The sequence below is a fragment of the Raoultibacter phocaeensis genome (assembly GCF_901411515.1).
Lineage (GTDB): Bacteria > Actinomycetota > Coriobacteriia > Coriobacteriales > Eggerthellaceae > Raoultibacter > Raoultibacter phocaeensis.
Window position 1 is genome coordinate 48,766 of record NZ_CABDUX010000002.1, and the last position, 19,075, is coordinate 67,840.

The window sequence follows — 19,075 nt, forward strand, 5'->3', positions numbered from 1 at the left end:
GGGCTCGAAACAAGAGCCCGCTAAACGTTAGCAGCGCGTTGCGTAGAGGTCTACGTTGATGTGCCACGTGCCGTCATCTGCAACAGTGACGTTCTGCCAATGGAAGGCGTTGTCTTCAATGCTCGCGAAAACCCACTTCTGCCGCTCGTCCGCGATGTTCGTCAGCACTATCATGCCGTCCTGTTTCCTCGCCTCGAGCCGTATGATCTTTCCCGTAAAGCAATAGGCGATGTCCCAGGCGTGCGTACCGGGGTTGTAAATGCGAAGCGTCGTCCCGTACTCTTCGTCGGGGTGGGGCGTTGCGGTTCTCGTGTCGCGCGAGGGTAGGATGATCACGTCCTGTATCGCCATGCCTTCGAGAATACGTGCGAAATGCCACTCGCCCTTGACCGTGCGCAACGTGTTGTGGTCGATATAGTCGAAACTCCAGCTGCCGACGAGTGCACCAAAGTAGTCGTACTCTTCGGGCAACTCGTCGCTTTTGGCTTCACTTGTCAGGGTTTCTATGAAATTTTGCATGCGATCATCCTCCGCTAACCAGTTTCTTTCGATGCGTGCATTGTACCTTTTGGAGACTGGTATCCATGGGCTTACGGCTGGATCATGGGTTTTCCTTAAGCGTGCAGCAGCATGCACCTCTGTTTACGGTAAAGGCAGATCAGCGCTCGTTGCTCGTCGTTGGCAACGTTTGCATGAGGGCGAAGAAATGCTCGGAATTCCCGCTGTTGAAGTATTCGTACCAGTGCTCCAGCGTATCCGATCGAAACACGTCGAGGCGCTCGATGATGTGCTTGGTCCACGGTAAAGCGCCTGTGGAACCTGCGGTGATGAGATGATCATCCGCCACCGACGGCTCATCCCGGTACAATTGCTGTCCTTTGTAGCCGGGGGAGACCATCTCGAGGAAACCAGGCCCGTTGCTGGTATGCGGGCGCGCGTCTAGAAGGCCGGCGTCGGCAAGCGCAGCGGTGGCTCCGCAGATTGCGCACACCGTGGCATCCGAAGCGAGGAACTCGCTTGCTTTTTCGATAATGGCAGCATGGTTCGGGTCGTTCCAGGTGTTGGCACCTGGCAGCAAGAGCATGCTTGTCTTACTTGCGACGATATCGTCGACCAGGCAATCGGGCGTTATCGTCACTCCGCCCATGGTGTTGATCGGCTCTTTCGAGTAGCTTACCGTCTTGATCGCTAGGTGGGGTGCGTCTTTTTTGAAGAACCGTCTGGAATTGAGCTCCGCACTAACGTATCCCAACTCCCAATCGGCCAGCGTATCAAGGATGTAGATATAGATTGTGTACATACATTTTCCTGTTCTCGTTACGGTTTCTATCCGCGTTCAAGAAAAGCGGATAGAGCGGTCGGCTCCATGCGACATCCTAACAAAGAGAACATGACATCAGTATGTCTTGTTTATCGTACTTTATCGATAGTTCGATACAATATTCTCTGCGGTGGTTTTCAGATCGTCCACAATGAAACGAGGCTCCACTACGTGCACCTTATCGCCAAAGCCGAGCAGCCAGGTAAGAATATAGTCGCGCTTCGTAAACGAGATCTCAAACCGCAAACCCGTGTCTGTTTCTTCGTAGCAATAGGGCCCGTACGCGTCGATTAGCCGATGCTTCTCGGACGGGTCGAACAGGGCGACGAGCGTATGCTCCCTATCTTCGGTAACCCAAGCCTCGAAGTCCTGCTTTTCCGGTGGAACAGCGCGCGGTGAAAACGTTTCATCGCACACCTGCAGATTCCAGAGGCGCTGGAGTTTGAACAGCCGAAAATCCGATTGATCCAAGCAAAATCCGAACACATACCACGCTGTCCATTGGAACACAACGAAATGAGGCTCGATACGGCGATGCGATTCGCCTTTTTCGTAGATGTAGTCGAACTCGATGAGCCGGTTGCTAAGCACGGCGCTTTTTATGAGTTCGATTTTTTCCGAATGATGATCTCCGCCATGCGAAGCGAGATCGATGACCACGGGTTCGCGCATTGAGACGACCGCGTCGCTCTTGGCGTGGAACTTATCGAGAACACGTTCGATGCTTGACTGCTCGGATACGCTGCCGAGCCCTTTCAACGCAGCGATGATGCTCGCCAGCTCATCTGCGGTTAAGACGCTTTTATCCAGCTTGAACCCTTCGACAATCGAGATACCGCCGCCGCTTCCTTGCTGGGTCACGAGGGGAATCCCCGCCCTGCACATCGCGTCGATATCGCGCCCGATCGTGCGACGACTGACCTCGAACCTTTCAGCCAGTTCGGGCGCAGTCACGCGATCCTTCTGGAGGAGTATGGTCAGTATGCCAAGCATTCGATCGAGTTTCATAGTTCATCACCGATTGCAGCATAGCGCAAAACACGACGATGGGTGACGTGTTCTGTTCAAGCCATAGCAATTGGAATGTGGGTCAGAGGCAGGGCATGGCTGTTGCCGCACTGCGTCTTAATGTAGAGCCGGCTGAACGCAAGCTATTGTTCTACGACACCAAAATGATCTATCATTCTATCCTAGGATTGAAGGGGTGCATTTTGGACGCGAGAGCGGGAGGTCGGTCATGTTCGGCATTTTGATCGTGTGCTACCTGTTCTTGGGCGGACTTGGCGGGGGGTTGTGCTTGGTGCTTTCGCTTACGGGGCTTGCCGTTCCGCACGAAAGGCTCAGCCAGAGGTTGTCCCCATCGTATCGAAGCTTCTTTCGGTACGGATATACCGCATCGGCCTGCGTGCTCATTGCAGCCGCATTGTGTTTGCTTGTTGATTCGGGAAACCATGGAGCATTGACCTACTTGTTTTTCTCGGGGCGCATCACGTATCTTTCGGTGGGGTCGTATATGCTCGTGGGTGCGGTAGCGCTCAGCGCGCTCTTGGCGTATCTTTGGGTGGTTCGAACTTCCGTGCAAAGGGTGGGGGTTTTCAGGGCGCTTCTGATTGTCGCCGCGCTTATCGGACTTGCGGTTGCTTTGTATACAGGGCTTTTTCTGGCGAGTATGCAAGCGGTTCCGTTTTGGAACACACCCTGGCTTCCGATGCTCTTTCTGCTCTCTTCTGTCTCTTGCGGGTTAGTTGCCGCTTTGATAGTTGGGCACATGAGCGGGGTGTCCTTGCAGTTCGAACAGTATTTCTCTCGCATGGCGGCCGTCGATGCGGCGGTTCTCGTTCTCGAGGCCGTGTGCCTGATCGGTCTTATTCTGAGTTCGCTGTTCGCGGGTGATTCCAATTCTGCCTCTGCTGCGGCACGCCTCTCGGCGAATGCTCTTATTTTCGGTGAATACGCTTGGATTTTCTGGTCAACATCGGTGTCGATCGGGCTTGTTGCCGCGTTTGTTGTCGATGTGGCTGTTGCGAAATCCGGGCAGGTTTTGCTAGGCCGTCCCTTTTACTCCCTTGTGCCAGGGGTATGCGTGTTTGCAGGTGCTTTTACCTTGAGGTTCTGCATAGTGATGGCAGGAGAACACCCTGTCGCTAGTCTTTTAGGAGCGTGATCGCATGGCAACCATCTCAGCCGACGGCTTTCCTTTCGAGGCTGATTCGGATTCGACTTCCCCCTTGTGGGTCCAATTGCGAAAACGCATCGTTTTTCTGATAGGCTCCGGCTACTTGAAACCAGGCGATCAGCTGCCCAAGATACGCGAACTCGCGGCGGCTTTGTCGATAAACTTCAATACGGTGAACAAATCGTATCTAAGCTTGTCTTCCGACGGCTATGTGGAATCGATTCGAGGGAAGGGCGTGTTCGTCTGCAACGTAGCGAAATCGGTAGACGAAGCAGAGCAAGGGGAGCTGGAGGCCCTGCTGGACGATTGCCTTCAAGCTTGCAAAAACCTTGGCTTAAGCTACGACGAGACGGTGGCGCAGATGACGCTTTACGTTCGGAGGCTGAAGATGAGGGAAGCCCAAGCGCATGTTGAGCCGGGAAGCAATGTGATCGAGCTCAAAACGCCCAATGTTTCTACGAAGAGGGAGGCGTAACGATCATGGCCAAAGATAAAAGCGGGGTAGCGCCACGCTCTTCGAAGGAGGAACCGGGTCGCGCCGAAAGACTCGGTGCCTATCAGTTCGTTCCCAAGGACAATGCTCAGCCTCCCGGGGAGCGCACTACGGGGGCGGGCATCATTTTGTTTTCGCTGTTCGTGTTCTGCATCGTGTTCATTGCAGTGTTCGCGCTCGGCTTCACGTTGTTCGGTCGCGCATTGCCGCTCGTGACGTTGTTCTCGTTCGTAGCCGCCATGCTCGCGTCGATGTCGATCCATATTGCTCAGCAGTGGGAGCGTGTGGTCGTACTCCGCTTGGGAGGCTTCAACCGCGTATCGGGGCCGGGTTTGTTCTGGACCATTCCGTTCTTCGAGCAGAACGCCATGCGCGTCGATTGCCGCGTGCGCGCTACCACCCTCGATGCAAAGGAGACGCTCACGGCCGATCTGGTACCCTTAGACGTGAATGCGGTCTTGCTGTGGATGGTTTACGATGCCAAGGCGGCCTGCACCGAATGCAGCGATTTCAGTCGCACGGTTGAGCTGAGTGCGCAGGCGGCTCTGCGCGATGCTATCGGACGCTTAACCGCGGCGGAAGTGGCAATTCGAAGGGAGCAGTTGGATATCGATATCAAGGAGGCTTTGGAGGCGGAGGCAGAGCAATGGGGTCTTTCGGTTCTTTCGGTAAAGGTCCGCGATATCCTGCTTCCCTTCGAGCTGCAGGGCGTGATGAGCATGGAGGCCCAGGCGGAGCAGCGCCGCAAAGCCCGCGTGATCCTCATGGAGGCCGAAGAGGACATAGCCACCATGGTGAGCGCAGTGAGCGAAGTTTACGGTGGGGAAGACGCCGCCTTGAAGCTGCGATCAATGCATTTACTGAACGAAAGCGTGCGCGAGGCAGGCAGCACGTTGGTGGTTCCCAGCAGCTTTAGCGAGGGGTTTGGCGACGTGTTGCCTGATGAAGCCAAGAAAACCATTGCGAAGAAGTTAAAATAGCTCAACTCCCTGAAGCAATTATCCTCAAAGAAGTATCGAGCAATCCTAAGATTAGTATAGCAATCCTAGGATTGCCGTGCTATGATTTTGAAAAATCGATCGGTTTTCAGAAACAAGCAAGAAGACGTGAAAACGCTTTATTGTTGCGTGGGATACGGGGCGCCGATGATTTCGCTGTGCGGTTTGCTGCAAAACTCGCGGCGTCCTCCGTTCGATAGGGGGAGGATACATGGACAAATCCAGTAAAAAACTAACAAGAAGGTCGTTCTTGGCTACGACAGCTTTGGCTGCCGGCGCGCTCGCAACGGCAACGGCAGCAGGCTGCAGCAGTGTAGACGAATCGGGAACCGGCGCAGCGAACGTCGATTCCGGTACGGCCGCTCCTGAAGAGTCGTACTTTGTCGGCACATGCCATGGCAACTGCGGTGGACGCTGTGCTCTGAAGGCAACGGTACGCGACGGCAAAATCGTAAGCACGCTACCGATGGACTACACCAAGGAGAACGAAGGGCTGCGTGTTGGATGCGTCAAAGGCGTATCCAATCCGTTGCGCATCTACGGCCCTTCGCGCCTTATGTATCCCATGAAGCGCGCCGGCGAACGTGGCAGTGGAGAATGGGAGCAGATTTCCTGGGACGAAGCTATCGAACTATTCGCCAACCAGCTGAAGACCACTATGGAGACGTACGGTGGACAGTCCAATATGTGGCAGGGCGGTGCCGGCAATATGAACGGCATTCTCAACGGCACGCCGACGGGCATCATCAACAGCGCTCTGTTGCCGTCTGGCGAAATCAAGCCGCTCGATAGTTTCAGCAAGGGATATGCCAACTCGCGTCTCATCCAAAAGACCGGAGGCACGGTTCTGTCGGTCGGTCACGACATGGCGGGCATCGTGTTCGCCTTTGTGCACTTGACTCAGCCGCGGAGTGCGGTAGAGGATCTCGCAAACGCCAAGACCATAGTTTCTTGGGGCGCAAATCCCGCCGAGGCTTCCTTCTGTCGAGCTGCATGGAACTGGGTCTGCAAAGGCAGGGAGAACGGAGCGAAGCTCATCACCATCGATCCTTTGTTCACGTCGACTGCGGCCCATTCCGACGAATGGCTTCCCGTTCGCACCGGCACCGATGCGGCGCTCATGTGCGGCATGATCCACTACATTGTGGACAACGATCTCGCTGACTGGGAGTACGTAAAGAACGGCTCAGTCGCCCCGTTTCTCATTGATGAGACGGGGGCCTATGTCCGACTCTCGAACTTCGGTAAGGCCGAAGCCGGTACCGACGAGGACGTTCCAGTTGTATGGGACGAGGATGCGGGGGAGTTTGTTGCTCATACAGAAGCCGCTAACCCAGCAATTCACGGTACGTTCGATGCCGAGGGAGCAAGCGTACGCACGGTATTCGATGCCGCTATGGATAACATCGCGCCCTTTACCGTTGCATTCGCAGCTGAGGAATGCGGTATCTCCGTCGAGCAGATAGAGAATCTCGCCCGTATCTGCGCAACGGAAGGTCCGACGAGCTTCTATATCAATTACGGACTTGAACATACGTACGAATCGTGGCGCATCTACTTCCTTATCGGGCTGCTTGCCTCCCTGACTCACAGCGTGGGTATTCCCGGCGGATCGCATGTGGGCAGCATCGGCCTCGGCCACGAATCCGCCACAACGATTAAGCAGCCGAAAACGTTCAATGCGGAAAGCTTCATCGTCGAAGACGCCGTTCCGGGCAACCATTTTACGGGCGACTGGATCGTTCAGATTGCGGAGACGGGGCAGTGGGCAGGTAAGGATTTCCATATGGGCACGCTTGTCAATATGTGCGCCAATCCGCTCGACAACTTCTCCGGATCGTCCGCTCTTCTGAAAGCGTACGACAAGATCGATTACATCATCACCATAGACAGCATCATGACCACCACGGCCCATTACTCCGATCTGGTTCTTCCCACCTGTATGCCTTGGGAAACCTACGAGTACATCGACGGGGGAATCTTCGAGCAAAAGGCCATCGAGCCGGTTGGTGATGCGAAGTCGGATTTCGATATCATCAAATCCGTTGCAGTAAAAATGGGCTACGATGATTTGATCGAAGGGGAGGGTCTCGATTTCTTACGATCGTATCTTGATACGCCTGAAAACATCGAGGCGGGCGTCGGCTTCGATGCGTTGTCTGAAAATGGTGTCGTGATCGGCGATTACACAATGCCTGCCACCGTCGTGCCGGAATACAACCCCTACGGCCGCACCCAATTCTACATGGAATACCTGATGCCGCGCGACGCTTGGGGACAGGTGTTCGGTCTGCAGGATCGCTTGCCGTTCTACAAGCCGTCCATCGAAGCCTATGCGGACAATCCGGATCGTGAGAAATACCCCCTCTACGGCTTCAGCAACCACGACCTCTACCATGGGCAGACGCTCTGGATCCACAACGAGTGGCTCGACACCTTCAGAACCCTTGAAGGAAAACCGTTCTGCCGTATGCATCCCGAAGTGGCCGAAGCGCGCGGTATCAAAACGGGGGATACGGTGCGGGTGTTCAACGACCATGGTTCATGTGTCTTAAACGCCCTTGTTACCGAGGGAATCCGTAACGATTCGCTCTGGCTGCCGCATGGCTTTACGTGGGACGAGTTCGAAGAAGGCTACGCTCAATCGCTCACGCGTTGGTGCCCCGATGATGTAACGAGCAATAACAATTTCAATGACTGGATCTGTCAGGTCGAGAAGGTATAAGGGGGCATCGATAATGACTAAGTATGGAATGGCGATAGATACGAACCGCTGCACGGGCTGCAATATGTGCTCGATGTCTTGCAGGGTGGATCACAACTTGCCGAACGACGTGCTTTACAGTACGGCTGTCACCGACGGGAGCGAATATTTCCGCGTGCCGACGGGGACGTATCCGAATGATCTGACGATGACGTTCTACACGATGTCGTGTCAGCACTGCGACAACCCTTCGTGCGTTGAGGTGTGCCCCACCGGTGCTGCGTATAAGCGTGAAGAAGACGGCATCGTTTTGGTTGACAACGAAAAGTGCATCGGATGCAAGAGCTGTGTCGCCGCATGCCCGTACGAAGGCGTACGCACTCTGCTATCGTCCGAGCCGACGTATCCCCTCGATTTCCAGATCGGTGACTATAGGGCTCAAGAGCATAAGCCGAACACCATGGAAAAATGTACCTTCTGCGTCGAGCGGATAGACGCAGGCGAGCGGCCTCTGTGCATCGACTTGTGTCCTGCCGTTGCTCGGTATTTCGGTGATTTGGACGATCCCGAATCAGAGGTATCGAAGGTTTTGCAACAGCGCGAGTACGAGCAGCTGTTGACCGATCAGGGTACCGGTCCCAACGTGTACTTCCTGCGGTAAAGGTTTTTGCGCTTCAAGCGCACATGATGTGCGACGGGATCGGAGTGCTATGCTTCCGATCCCGTCGAGAAAAATGAGAGGGGGAATCGGGATGGGGGATGGCAAAGCACCCGATGAGTGGATGTACGGGGCGACGGCATTCGAGCTCTTGTCTTTGGCTTTTCTGCTGCCCACGAAAGATACGGCGGAAGCTTTGGTTGCGGGCGAGTTCGCGGATGCATGCGAAGAGGTTTTGGTTGCACTCGAATGCGAATCGGCCGCCAGGGACGAGATCACATCCTTTTTGTCGGGGTATGGCGGGAAAGATGCCGAAGAGGTGTTTCATGTCCTGCGCACAGAATACACGTACCTGTTCGTGGGCGAGCGCGAGCCGCGGGTTACTCCTTTCATCGGCGTTTGGGCTGCGCACGAGCGCGGGCAGAAGGGCTTGCTTTTCGTGAACAAGGAGTCGGTTGAAATCGAGCACTTCATGCGCGATCGGGGAGTTACGAAAAACCTCGCGGCCGGTCAGGTAAACGACCCGGTGGACCATATCGGAACGGTTTTCGAGTTTGTGAAGTATCTTTGCCTGGTGAACGCGAAAGCGATACAGGCGCCGGAAAACGTGGCCATCGAAGAAGGCGACTACGAGACGTTCGTTTGTGAGTACGTTTCGTTCTATGCCCGCTGGTTTGCCGATCAGGTTTTCGAACAGGCGCGATGTCCGTTTTATAAGGCGATGGCTTTGTTCCTCGGGCAGGTGCTCGAGCTTTTCGCTCCGAAGCGAAGCGCGTAGGCTTTCATCTGGCTGAAATGCATAAGGAGGTGGTTAAGACGTGAGCTTTGCTCTGGTCTTTATTGTCGCATGCGGGGTCGTCATCGCGTTGGCGGGCTTCATAAAGAGATTGCCGTTGCTGTTTTACGCGTTCGCTGTTTTGGCGGTTGTACTGCTGTTCGCGGGCACGGAAGGCTATATCGACGGCGGTTGGTGGAAGCCGCTCATTCTGTTGGTGAAGCGCTGTATGTTGGCGCTTTCGCTCTTTACGATCGTCATGTTCACGGGGGCGCTGTCGAGGGAGTCGTGGCTCGGTATTCGGCTTCGCTCGATTCGATCCGAACTCTCTATTGTTGCGTGCATCCTCTGTGCGGGGCACGTATGCCAGTACCTTGTTGCGTACGTTTCGCGTGCTGTTGCGGGGTCGCTCGATCTAGAGACGGGGGCGTCCATCTTCATCGCTTTGGTTTTGTTCGTGCTCTTGATCGTTCTCGGGGTTACATCGGGCAACGCCATGAAGAAGCGGATGAGGGGCGTTAGCTGGAAGCGCATCCAATGGTTCGCCTACCCGTTTTTCCTTCTTACGTACGTTCATCTGATGCTGATGATTGCGCCTGCGGCCTTCCTCGGCAGCGAGCAGGCAATGGTGAACGCGCTAGTGTATTCGGTTGTATTCGCGGCATACGTGATCATGCGCCTCTATCGGTATGCGAAGGATAAAGGCGCCAAGGCGTCTGTTGAAGCATGCAAAGATACCGGGGGCTTGGGGGAGGGGTAGGGTTTGCGGTTTTACGACTGCAGGGATATGCTCGGTCATATATTGGGCAAGGGCGTGGAGCTGCAAAGCGTCGTGCGCGATGGGATTGAGCGCATGTGATGCGGCGACCCGGCCGTGGGGGCGGCGTGCGCGGCTGCTGTTCCCGTTGATCGGGCGCTTGTGCGACGGGTGGTGAGCGCACGAGGGCAAGCGTGAGGAGGCGCCGATGCACGGGTTCTGCCGCGACCGCATGTCGCGGCCGAGCGGGTGTCGGGCACGCATGCGCGTTTCGAGACGGCCTCCGACGCGGGGACGCGGGCGGTGTATCTCTTCGACTTCCGCCCGCGCGCGGACTTCTCGCTCGAGGGCGCGACCATCGTGAAGACGCATACCGTGGAGAACACGGGCGAGGCGTCGATGCCGTTTGAGCTGGGTGGCATCGAAACGTACGCGACGCGCCTGCTGCCGAGCGAGCATGGGACGACTACTTCGTGCGCTTCGAGTGGGTGGACGCTTTGAAGATGTTCGGCATGGACGGGGGCATCCTCGCGCTGCCGAAGATCGAGGTGCCGCTCGAGGACAGCCACCTGGCGAAAACACCCGAGCAGCTGGGTGTCGACACCATTGTGCTGGAGAACGTGCCCGGCAGCAAGGTCGTGCTCGCGAGCACCGCGAACCCGCACGAGGTGGAGGCGGAGTCCCCGGACTTCCCCTCCCGGGCATCTGGACGAAGGCCGGCCAAGACGACGCCCGCTACCTCTGCCTCGAGCCGTGGTCGGCGCTGCCCGACGCACAATTCTCCCCGCGCACGCTTGCGTAACGGATGACGTTTCGCTAGTGGGTTCTGTGGAGGAGAAGACCAGGTGCGCGTGGGCGGACACGCCGATCTACGTGGACTACCCTGACAACGAGTGGGGGAGGCCCACCCACGATGACTGCGAGCTGTTCGAGCTGCTGGTCTTGGAGGGTGCGCAGGCAGGCTTGTCGTGGCTCACCATCCTCAAGAAGCGCGAGGCGTACCGCGAGGCCTTCGACGGCTTCGATCCCGCCAAGGTGGCGCGCTACGACGAGGCCAAGGTCGAGGAGCTCATGGCGAACGCGGGCATCGTCCGCAACCGCCGCAAGGTCGAGGCGGCCGTGACCAACGCGCAGCTGTTCCTGGACGTGGTCGAGGGGTTCGGCAGCTTCTATGCGTTCATCTGGTGGTACGTGGACGGCGAGCCCATCGTGAACCGTTGGGAAACCCAAGCGGATATGCCGGCCACCACGCCGCTGTCCGACCGCATCAGCAAGGACCTCAAGAAGCGCGGCTTCAAGTTCGTCGGCTCTACCATCGTCTACGCCTATATGCAGTCCATCGGCATGGCGAACGACCACGTGGTGGATTGTTTCGTGCGAGAGGAGATGGTCGAGGAGCTATAAGCAGTCCTTGGCACGAAGTTTGCGCAAAGCTTTGTCAATACAATTGACCGGGATCATCTTCGACCTCCTTTTGCAAGGTTCGATATTTTCTGCCCACGAGTACTGATGGGTGAATGCCGCCAGCAATAGCATTGAGGTCGTCTCCATTGATCAAGAGCATGCTCTTTCCTTGGCATGCAAGTCTTGTCGACTGTTCGGTAGCCACCTTGCTAAATCCAGACATTGAAACGATCAGGCCGGTTCTGCTTCCTTTCGCATCCATGACAAAAGATAAATTACGCACAACGGAAACTCCCGTGATCTCGACCCTGTTCTTGCATTCGACAAGCAATATGGTTCCCATGTCCCAGGCATTCTGATTCAGCGACGCGTTTACATAGCACAGATCTATCTCGCAATCGTCTGCTTTGACTCTTCGGCCCGCTAATAGCCACCCTTCAACGGCACTTAGCATATATGCGACCAGATTCTCAAGGGCTATGCCTTTATCCGAGGTGGCTGAGGCTTTGCAGTTTGCGAGCAATTCGCAGAATCGTTCGCAACTGAAGGCCTGTGACTCAAGAGGTAATGTCATCGCGTCAGGAAGGTTCTTACGCAAAATCGGCATTATGGCGTTTAGCTGATAGACCCTATACGGCATTTCAAGAGCGAAACGCCTTGTCAATGAAGATTCTTCTATGCCTCTCAATGACTTAGCAGCATGTTCAGCGGACATGAGAAACGATTTGAGAAAAATGTCTTCATCAACGATTGCTTCACTTGTCTCATAAGGGAGTCTCGCTTTCAGCGTCTCCAGGAAATCTCGATAGATGCTTCGCGCTTCATTTAAACTCCATTTGCGAATATAAAACGAAATGGCGCAGCAGTATAAGAGCGCACTGATCCACTCGTCCGCAATATGATAGGGCAAGATATGTATTCCGTAGCCGTAAGCTGGTGTCATCAGAATTTGCTCGATATCGACTTCTGTCCATCGGCCGACTATAGACGAGTCTGTTTGCCGACCGATAAGAGGGCCTTCACCGCTTAGGTTGATTCTCCTGGCACCTTCAAGAAGCAGTTCCCATTCGTGTTCACGGGGATTGAAGAATGGCGCTATGATTCTTTTGCCCCTCGTGGAATTGAGCAGAAATGAGGTTGTGATTATCTGGTGCTTGAAAAGAGCGGGTTCTTCCTGCTCGATCCAAGCTTCTGCAAATTGTTGAAGAGAAAGTAGGCATTCGTTTTTCCCAGGGTAAGTTTCTCCCGCCGTCATTATAAGCAATGCGAATTCCTCTTCATCGTCGTACATTTGAAGATAACTTGCTTTCGACCACGGCGTTACGATACTCGCTATCGGCGCGCACAAATCAAGAAACTCTTCGAAGCTTTTGCCATAAAGAACCTCAAGAGTCGTTGGCTCAAATAACGAGCCATCGTCAGGATCGCCGCAGATTACCGAGTTCATCGAGAAGCCATAAGACCTTTCGAGAAGAACATTCCTGAACACATCAACGTCTTTTTCATGCCCGAAGAATCCGTATACCTCGGAAAAACTGACACCCTCTTTCGTTGCAATTGAAGACTGCTCGTCGCGCAGTTCGGCGATGCGTTCAATAAAATTTAATGGGTGCTGCATAGTATCTTTCGAGACAAACTGGAACTTCTCTCCGTCGTCAAGTACTGCAAGGTATAAAAATTCCACGATGATCCCATCTCGAAATAGTAACGCTTTGTCAATTTCTCTAATAAATCTAGCAAAAGGGTGCCTAAATCATATTGTCCGTATTGATAATAGTTATCTTTTTCAATATGCGAAAGACTAGCAAGCTATCTACGCTTTTGCAGCTTCCTCCTCGTCCAACAGCTGGCGCGCGAAAGCTATGGCGTCGTCGATGTTCACGCAGAAGTGGTCCTCGCCCACGAGGTCCACGACGTCGAGCGTTGTTGCCGCGGCGCTTGAAATGCTGGGTCGGCCCTCGGAAAGTTCCTTTTCCAGTAGCCTGTTCGGGTAGGTCTTGACCGATAGTGGGATCGACCTTTCAGACGCAGTAGCGCTCGAAAGGTCGATCTTCAGCGGAACCGTCCGTTGCAAAATGCGCTACTGCGGCGTGGGCCACTCCCGGCGGAAGGACGGATGCGAGCGCAACCATGTCGAGCTCTGCAAACTCCTCCCCAAGAGCCATGTCTCCTTCGGTCAGCCTTTTATTGGGGGTAAGGCTGCGACTAACCTATCTTTGTTATTTGATAGAATGCAAAAGGTCATATAAGCGCTTCAGTCTTTGTTTGGTTAGGATGGATACATGGAGTATGTTGAAATACTTGATTCCGATGCGTCTTTAGCGGGCTATTCAGCCATGTCTCATCTATTCAGGACTGTATCGCAACTATTAATTTCGGAATGCGTTGTATCTGGGATATGCAGGCACGGGGCGAAGTGTTGGGCAAATAGGATAAAGCTATGATTTCAACTAAGAAGATCGTCAATACACCTGTTAAAGTCGACTTCCATATCCATTCCGCCGCTTCCGCCCACAAGGACGGAGAAAAGGTCAAAGACGGAACGGCGGATAATACTAGTGTTCTTTTTAGCATGCTTGAAGAGAATCAAGTGAATATGGCCGCTATAACTGACCACGATATTTTCGACTACTCAGTATACAAGGCTTTGCGGGCTAAAACAAAAAATGCTGTCCATCTGCACCGAGTTCTGCCAGGCGTCGAGTTTACTGTTTCCTTCAAAACTGACAGAGGCGATAGGCCTGTCCATATTGTCACCTTGTTTGACGATACGAAGCAGGAACTTGTGCAATCCATCGCTAATGCGATTCCGCTCAAAAACGGAAAACCTGACTATGATATGAGCAATGCTTTCAGCGAAGACAAGTACTGGGGCATCATTCGCGCAATCGGTCTCGACATCGTTGCGATTGCCCACCAGAAAGCATCCCCTGGTTCGGACCGGAAAAGAAAAAACGATGCAAATAGCGTTGGTGACGCGCTCTTCAACGAGTTCCTCTTTGTTGAGTACTTCGAGGCTTACGAATACAAAAACCGTCGGAATGAGCTATTCAACAAAAATTACGCCTACTCGACAGACCAGCTTGAACAGCTACGATTCATTACGGGATCCGATTGTCACACTTGGAGTTCATACCCTGCATATGATGCCAGCTCTGACCCAGATCTTCCCTACTCCTACCTCAAGTGTTTGCCAACCTTCAAGGGCCTCGCTATGGCCGTGACAGACGTTTCTCGCATCAGGACTGTTCCGAGTTTCTTTAGCGGCTCTACAACAACGCTCGATGCAATTGAGCTGACCTTGAATGGTGCGGACGTAAGCATACCTTTATCGCCCGGAATAAACGCAATCATTGGCGACAACTCGATAGGCAAGTCTTCTCTGTTGAATGCCATAAATGGCTATCGAGAAATTGGGGCCACAGTTCAGAAAGGGCAGTCAAGGTACCTTGAGGAGTCGGGTCTTGTCCTGAAAACCACCATTCCGGAAGATTACCTTTTGCAGTTCGACGGGCAGGATGCTATCAGGAAGAGTTTTGAGGGCTTGAGTGTGGGCAAGGCTAAAAAGCAGCTCGAAAAGCATTTCCCGGATCCCGTGAACCCGGATTCGTTCAAGAGTTTTGCAATGAACCAGTTTAAGAAGTTTCATGCAGCCCTGAGAAAGTCGTGTAAGTACCAGGAGTCACTTGCAGCCCTAGGTGTATTCAAACTTCCTGAGCAACCGCCGTTGGGTGCACCTCAGAGTATAACCTTTGATAAAAGCGTCAAACTAGACGATGTCTCATGTCATAATGGGCTCGTCAATGATGTCAAGAATGCTCGTATCCAGCTTGGAGGTGTCATCGAGCTTCATGAAGAGGCCATCCTGAAAGAAGATGAGCCGGACTTTGAAGCTGCGATAGCCGCTCTGGATCGTATCGTAAAACGCCATCAAACCATCGTTGATGAAATAACCTTGGAAGCGCGCGTTGCCAACAAAGTGATTGAGGCTATAACTACTCGCGAGAACGAGCAGGATAAGGTCATTACCGATGCCCAGAAAGCGCAGGCTGAATTCTTGCGCGCTATTGACCGAGCCGGAAGCAGCCTTGCCAATGCGGTGATGAACGAACAGCGGCTTCTTAACTTCAGCTTCGACTTTAAGCCCCTAGAGATAACGCCTAACACTAACCCCGTTGGTGACTTACAATTCGTATGCAAACTTGGTATCGATGAGATAACGCCTGGTCTTTTATCCGAGCTTATCGATGGTCTTATTGGCAAGAGGAAGGACCTCGATACGCTCACTTCCAGCTATGAAAGCGTCAAGGATGCTATTAATAACTACCCAGAAAATGAGGACGATCCTCTTGTGGCGTTAGAGGCAAAATTTGAGGTGGCTCTGGACGCAAAGCTCAAGGCGGTTAAAACAATCAACCGCGAGGATGATGATGTATTCGACGAACTTTCGCGAGGGTACAACGCGCAGATGTATTTTAAACTTATGGCCGACCGAAATGTTGGAGACGGAATCTATATCGTCGATCAACCAGAAGACCAAATATCGCAGCGAGCTATAAAACAAACGGTACTCAAGGAGTTTCGCGATATTGCTGGTGCCCGCCAGGTTATACTCATCACGCATAATCCCCAATTTGTAGTGAATCTTGACGTCGACAACGTGATTTTTGTAGGCAAGAAGGATGGAAAGCTTTTTTTGAGGAGCGGCGCACTTGAGTACGAGTGCTCAGAATACGGCATACTGGAAACTGTTGCCGAGAACATTGAAGGTGGCTTAGAAACCATCCAGAGGAGGATGAAGCGATATGAAAAAGCAAGTTAACTTTGAAGACGCAGTCGAGGCGTATCGCTTCGAAGTCAGCAAGAGCACCCTTGCTTTTAACGCGGACAGTTTCTACAAATGCTTCTTTAAGGGTCTCGATGAAAAGCCGCTATACGAGCTTATTAAACCTCCGTCTGATCTGGATATAAAGGCAAAGCATGTCTTCGCTACGGTTGAGGCTATTTTCAAGAAGACTTGTGACTCGATTGACGAGAAATGGTTTGCGCCCGTTGGCGAACATGATGAAGACAAACCTGTGCCAGTCGAAAACATAAAATTGTAAGTATCTATTTGCAAGGGGCAAAGTGGCGTATTCGAGCCACCTAATTGTTCCGTCAACGAGTGCAAGAAACTTAAGGTTACCCTCCTCTAAAACGCAAAGGACAGGTGCTTTATCTGGGCATAAGATCGATATGTCAGTTCTGGTGGGTTTATTGCGCCCGATAAACGGTTGTGGTTGAGTTTTCTTCGGATAAGAATGACTTTCTAGCGGAGCTAAAAGAAGGCGATACAATCAAAACTACAGGATATAAATCACCGATTAAAAGTGGTAATAAGGAGAATATTATAGTGATACGTTCGATAACCCTCTAAGACTTGAAGAGGGATACACCCTCGAAAAGACGCCAATCACTATCAGAAGGGGCTTAGCGATGCAAATTGCATCACACCAAGTCTGCCTGACTATTGCGAGCCCCTTCCTATTTGGCTCCTCTGTTATCTGATTTCGTCGTTCTCTTACCACTGCAGTATTGCAGGATATTCGGATCACTCACCATTTCGGTTTTATAGATGCTCAGTTTGATAGTATCTTCATTTCGTTCTCGTATTGCATGGCAAAAACATGACGGCGATAAAGAACGCCCGCCTAAAGAAAATGGCGAGCGTTCTGATCAGAAATTACATTTGCTGATTTGTAGAGTGTTACTCCCACTCAATGGTCCCAATAGGCTTGGGCGTGAGGTCGTAGACCACGCGGCAGATGCCCGGGACTTCGTCCAGGATACGGGCAGTGATCTTCTTGAGCAGCGCCCAATCGAGTTCCGGCACCTCGGCGGTCATGGCATCCACCGTGTTTACCGCGCGGATGATGGCGGGCCACTCGAAGGCGCGGACGCCGTCGCGGACGCCGGTGGCGCGGAAGTCGGGGATGCTCACGAAGTACTGCCACACCTTGCCCTCGAGCCCAGCGTTGTCGAACTCCTCGCGCAGAATGGCGTCGGCTTCGCGCAGCGCTTCCAGTCGATCGCGGGTGATGGCGCCGAGGCAGCGCACGCCGAGGCCGGGGCCGGGGAAGGGCTGACGGTACACCATCTCGTCGGGAAGGCCGAGTTCCTTGCCGATCACGCGCACCTCGTCCTTGTACAGCAGTTTTACGGGTTCGCACAGCTCGAATTGCAGATCGTCGGGCAGGCCGCCCACGTTGTGGTGCGCCTTCACGCCGTCGGATTCGATGATGTCGGGATAGATCGTACCCTGGGCGAGGAAGCTCACTTCGTCGCCGACTTTTCGGGCCTCTTCCTCAAACACGCGAATGAATTCAGCGCCGATGATCTTGCGCTTGGCTTCGGGCTCGGCAACCCCGTCGAGGAGCTCGAGGAAGCGATCGACGGCGTCTACGTACACGAGGTTCGCGTCGAGCTGGTTTTGGAACACATCGACGACTTGCTCGCTTTCGCCTTTGCGCATGAGGCCGTGGTTCACGTGCACGCAGATGAGTTGCTTGCCGATGGCCTTGATGAGCAATGCCGCGACAACCGATGAATCCACGCCGCCCGAGAGGGCCAGAAGCACCTTCTTATCGCCGACCTGATTCTGTATGGCAGAAACCTGTTCGTCGATGAACGCTTGTGCTTGTTCGGGTGTGGTGATTCGTTCCATGTCGTCGGTACGCTTGTTCGGGTCCATTCGTGCTCCTTCTCGTATCCGATGATGTTTTGGAAGATTATACGGGATATGATGCACGTTGGTATGCAGGTCGTTTGTTCTTTTTGGCGACGCGCCGATCCGATTGGGTACACCGTTTCCCCGCGATGGCGCAAAGCCCGTCGCGGGCACGGGCTTGTACGTGCGCGATGCGCCAAAGGCTGCTCGGCAGCTACCGCAGGGGTTCGATCGAGACGATGTTTTTAATCGGGAGCACCCAGCGCGTGCCTTCCGGCACGGTGAACGAGGCGTATGCGCTTTCGGCCAGCACACAGTAATCGTCGATGTCGAGGATGCGAACCGTGTCCTTGCTGCCCGTGCTAAACGTCATCTTGACACAGGATCCCACCGCATCGCGCAAGCTGTCGGTGGACGTGCCCTTTGGCGAGCCGACGCTGCGCACGAGACTCCTGAGCTTTCCGTACATGCAGAACAACGCGATAACGATCAGGAAAAGCCAGAAATTCGTCCAACTACTCGCATCCATCGAACGTGCTCTCTTTCTGCTCGTGTCGGCCATCGGCGTTCGGCGGCGCAACGATCTGGAATCCGGCAATCGAGCTCATGTCGACAAGCTCGACCACGCGACCTTTGCGCGGGCGGTCGTATTCGACGCGTACCCAATCGGTATCCGCATCGAGCACCCGAACGACGCCATCGAAGCCAGAGTCTGCCATGAGCAAGCCGGAGGTGAGCGCGATTCGGCATTGCGAACCCTCGAGCGACTTCAGTACATGGGTATCGATCTCGCCGTCGCTTCCGCTGTCCTCGGCGATCGTCACGTCGATTTCGTCATTAACCAGATCGTCGAGACTGATGCGGTAGAGGGCAGCGAGGTCTATCGCTTTGCCTATGTCGGGTGCGCTCGATCCGCTTTCCCAGTTCGAGATGGTTTGCCGCGAGACAGAAAGCGCAATCGCCACATCCTGCTGGCTCATCCCGCTTTTCCTACGCAGCTTCATAAGCTTCTCGCCTAACACGTGTGCGGTCCTTTCTCGCTGGTGCGTGCGGTTTTCATTATTCCAGACGCGCCCATGCCGA

The 19,075-nt window shown here is 53.8% G+C and carries 20 protein-coding genes; 12 read left to right on the forward strand and 8 right to left on the reverse strand.

Annotated features, from left to right (window positions below; translation table 11 throughout):
* Nucleotides 1–27: 27 nt before the first annotated feature.
* The 3 genes from FJE54_RS08105 to FJE54_RS08115 all read right to left on the reverse strand — a co-directional run bounded on the left by FJE54_RS08105 (nt 28) and on the right by FJE54_RS08115 (nt 2,329).
* A complete protein-coding gene (locus FJE54_RS08105; protein ID WP_139652304.1) occupies nt 28–519 on the reverse strand; it encodes a hypothetical protein in 492 nt (163 codons plus the stop codon).
* A 139-nt stretch (nt 520–658) separates the two neighbouring features.
* Nucleotides 659–1,300 (reverse strand): type 1 glutamine amidotransferase family protein, encoded by a 642-nt coding sequence (locus FJE54_RS08110; RefSeq protein ID WP_139652305.1) that lies wholly within the window; start codon nt 1,298–1,300, stop codon nt 659–661.
* A 120-nt stretch (nt 1,301–1,420) separates the two neighbouring features.
* Nucleotides 1,421–2,329: a helix-turn-helix transcriptional regulator gene (locus FJE54_RS08115; protein ID WP_139652306.1), complete on the reverse strand. Its 909-nt coding sequence runs from the start codon at nt 2,327–2,329 to the stop codon at nt 1,421–1,423.
* A 196-nt stretch (nt 2,330–2,525) separates the two neighbouring features.
* On the opposite strand from FJE54_RS08115, the gene nrfD reads away from it, so the two are divergent.
* From nrfD to FJE54_RS08160, 10 genes are all read left to right on the forward strand, one after another.
* Nucleotides 2,526–3,485: an NrfD/PsrC family molybdoenzyme membrane anchor subunit gene (nrfD, locus tag FJE54_RS08120; RefSeq protein ID WP_180326655.1), complete on the forward strand. Its 960-nt coding sequence runs from the start codon at nt 2,526–2,528 to the stop codon at nt 3,483–3,485.
* A 4-nt stretch (nt 3,486–3,489) separates the two neighbouring features.
* A complete protein-coding gene (locus tag FJE54_RS08125; RefSeq protein ID WP_139652308.1) occupies nt 3,490–3,972 on the forward strand; it encodes a GntR family transcriptional regulator in 483 nt (160 codons plus the stop codon).
* Between the two features lie 5 nt (nt 3,973–3,977).
* Nucleotides 3,978–4,970 carry an SPFH domain-containing protein gene (locus FJE54_RS08130; protein ID WP_139652309.1) on the forward strand — a complete coding sequence of 331 codons (993 nt, stop codon included), beginning with the start codon at nt 3,978–3,980 and terminating at the stop codon, nt 4,968–4,970.
* A 268-nt stretch (nt 4,971–5,238) separates the two neighbouring features.
* Complete coding sequence (locus tag FJE54_RS08135; RefSeq protein ID WP_180326656.1) at nt 5,239–7,713, forward strand: molybdopterin-containing oxidoreductase family protein; 2,475 nt, start codon at nt 5,239–5,241, stop codon at nt 7,711–7,713.
* A gap of 13 nt (nt 7,714–7,726) precedes the next feature.
* Nucleotides 7,727–8,353, forward strand: a complete 627-nt coding sequence (locus FJE54_RS08140; RefSeq protein ID WP_139652311.1) for a 4Fe-4S dicluster domain-containing protein — start codon at nt 7,727–7,729, stop codon at nt 8,351–8,353.
* A gap of 91 nt (nt 8,354–8,444) precedes the next feature.
* Nucleotides 8,445–9,128 carry a TorD/DmsD family molecular chaperone gene (locus FJE54_RS08145; protein ID WP_180326657.1) on the forward strand — a complete coding sequence of 228 codons (684 nt, stop codon included), beginning with the start codon at nt 8,445–8,447 and terminating at the stop codon, nt 9,126–9,128.
* Nucleotides 9,129–9,168: 40 nt separating this feature from the next.
* A complete protein-coding gene (locus FJE54_RS08150) occupies nt 9,169–9,885 on the forward strand; it encodes a hypothetical protein (RefSeq protein WP_139652313.1) in 717 nt (238 codons plus the stop codon).
* Between the two features lie 246 nt (nt 9,886–10,131).
* Nucleotides 10,132–10,383: a hypothetical protein gene (locus FJE54_RS16265; RefSeq protein ID WP_255467299.1), complete on the forward strand. Its 252-nt coding sequence runs from the start codon at nt 10,132–10,134 to the stop codon at nt 10,381–10,383.
* On the forward strand, nt 10,380–10,691 hold the full coding sequence (locus FJE54_RS16270) for an aldose epimerase family protein (RefSeq protein ID WP_255467300.1): 312 nt from the start codon (nt 10,380–10,382) through the stop codon (nt 10,689–10,691). The genes FJE54_RS16265 and FJE54_RS16270 overlap by 4 nt, the downstream gene beginning before the upstream one ends.
* 10 nt (nt 10,692–10,701) lie before the next feature.
* Nucleotides 10,702–11,286 (forward strand): DNA-3-methyladenine glycosylase I, encoded by a 585-nt coding sequence (locus FJE54_RS08160; protein WP_439653130.1) that lies wholly within the window; start codon nt 10,702–10,704, stop codon nt 11,284–11,286.
* Nucleotides 11,287–11,320: 34 nt separating this feature from the next.
* Here the strand turns inward: FJE54_RS08160 and FJE54_RS08165 are convergent, their stop codons facing one another.
* Together FJE54_RS08165 and FJE54_RS08170 are read right to left on the reverse strand one after the other, a co-directional pair.
* Complete coding sequence (locus FJE54_RS08165; RefSeq protein ID WP_139652314.1) at nt 11,321–12,970, reverse strand: restriction endonuclease; 1,650 nt, start codon at nt 12,968–12,970, stop codon at nt 11,321–11,323.
* Nucleotides 12,971–13,099: 129 nt separating this feature from the next.
* Entirely contained in the window at nt 13,100–13,360 is a 261-nt protein-coding gene (locus tag FJE54_RS08170) for a hypothetical protein (RefSeq protein WP_139652315.1), read from the reverse strand.
* A 366-nt stretch (nt 13,361–13,726) separates the two neighbouring features.
* Here FJE54_RS08170 and FJE54_RS08175 point away from each other — a divergent pair, with 366 nt between their 5' ends.
* Both FJE54_RS08175 and FJE54_RS08180 read left to right on the forward strand, forming a co-directional pair.
* Nucleotides 13,727–16,108 (forward strand): hypothetical protein, encoded by a 2,382-nt coding sequence (locus tag FJE54_RS08175; protein WP_139652316.1) that lies wholly within the window; start codon nt 13,727–13,729, stop codon nt 16,106–16,108.
* The gene (locus FJE54_RS08180; RefSeq protein WP_139652317.1) at nt 16,092–16,391 is read left to right on the forward strand and encodes a hypothetical protein; all 300 of its coding nucleotides are present in this window, start codon (nt 16,092–16,094) and stop codon (nt 16,389–16,391) included. Before FJE54_RS08175 ends, FJE54_RS08180 begins: the two co-directional genes overlap by 17 nt.
* Nucleotides 16,392–17,032: 641 nt before the next feature.
* Here FJE54_RS08180 and guaA read toward each other — a convergent pair.
* From guaA to FJE54_RS08195, 3 genes are all read right to left on the reverse strand, one after another.
* Nucleotides 17,033–18,016: a glutamine-hydrolyzing GMP synthase gene (guaA, locus tag FJE54_RS08185; RefSeq protein ID WP_139652318.1), complete on the reverse strand. Its 984-nt coding sequence runs from the start codon at nt 18,014–18,016 to the stop codon at nt 17,033–17,035.
* 190 nt (nt 18,017–18,206) lie between these two features.
* Nucleotides 18,207–18,521 carry a hypothetical protein gene (locus FJE54_RS08190; RefSeq protein WP_139652319.1) on the reverse strand — a complete coding sequence of 105 codons (315 nt, stop codon included), beginning with the start codon at nt 18,519–18,521 and terminating at the stop codon, nt 18,207–18,209.
* A complete protein-coding gene (locus FJE54_RS08195) occupies nt 18,508–19,014 on the reverse strand; it encodes a helix-turn-helix transcriptional regulator (RefSeq protein WP_439653131.1) in 507 nt (168 codons plus the stop codon). Before FJE54_RS08195 ends, FJE54_RS08190 begins: the two co-directional genes overlap by 14 nt.
* Nucleotides 19,015–19,075: the final 61 nt, after the last annotated feature.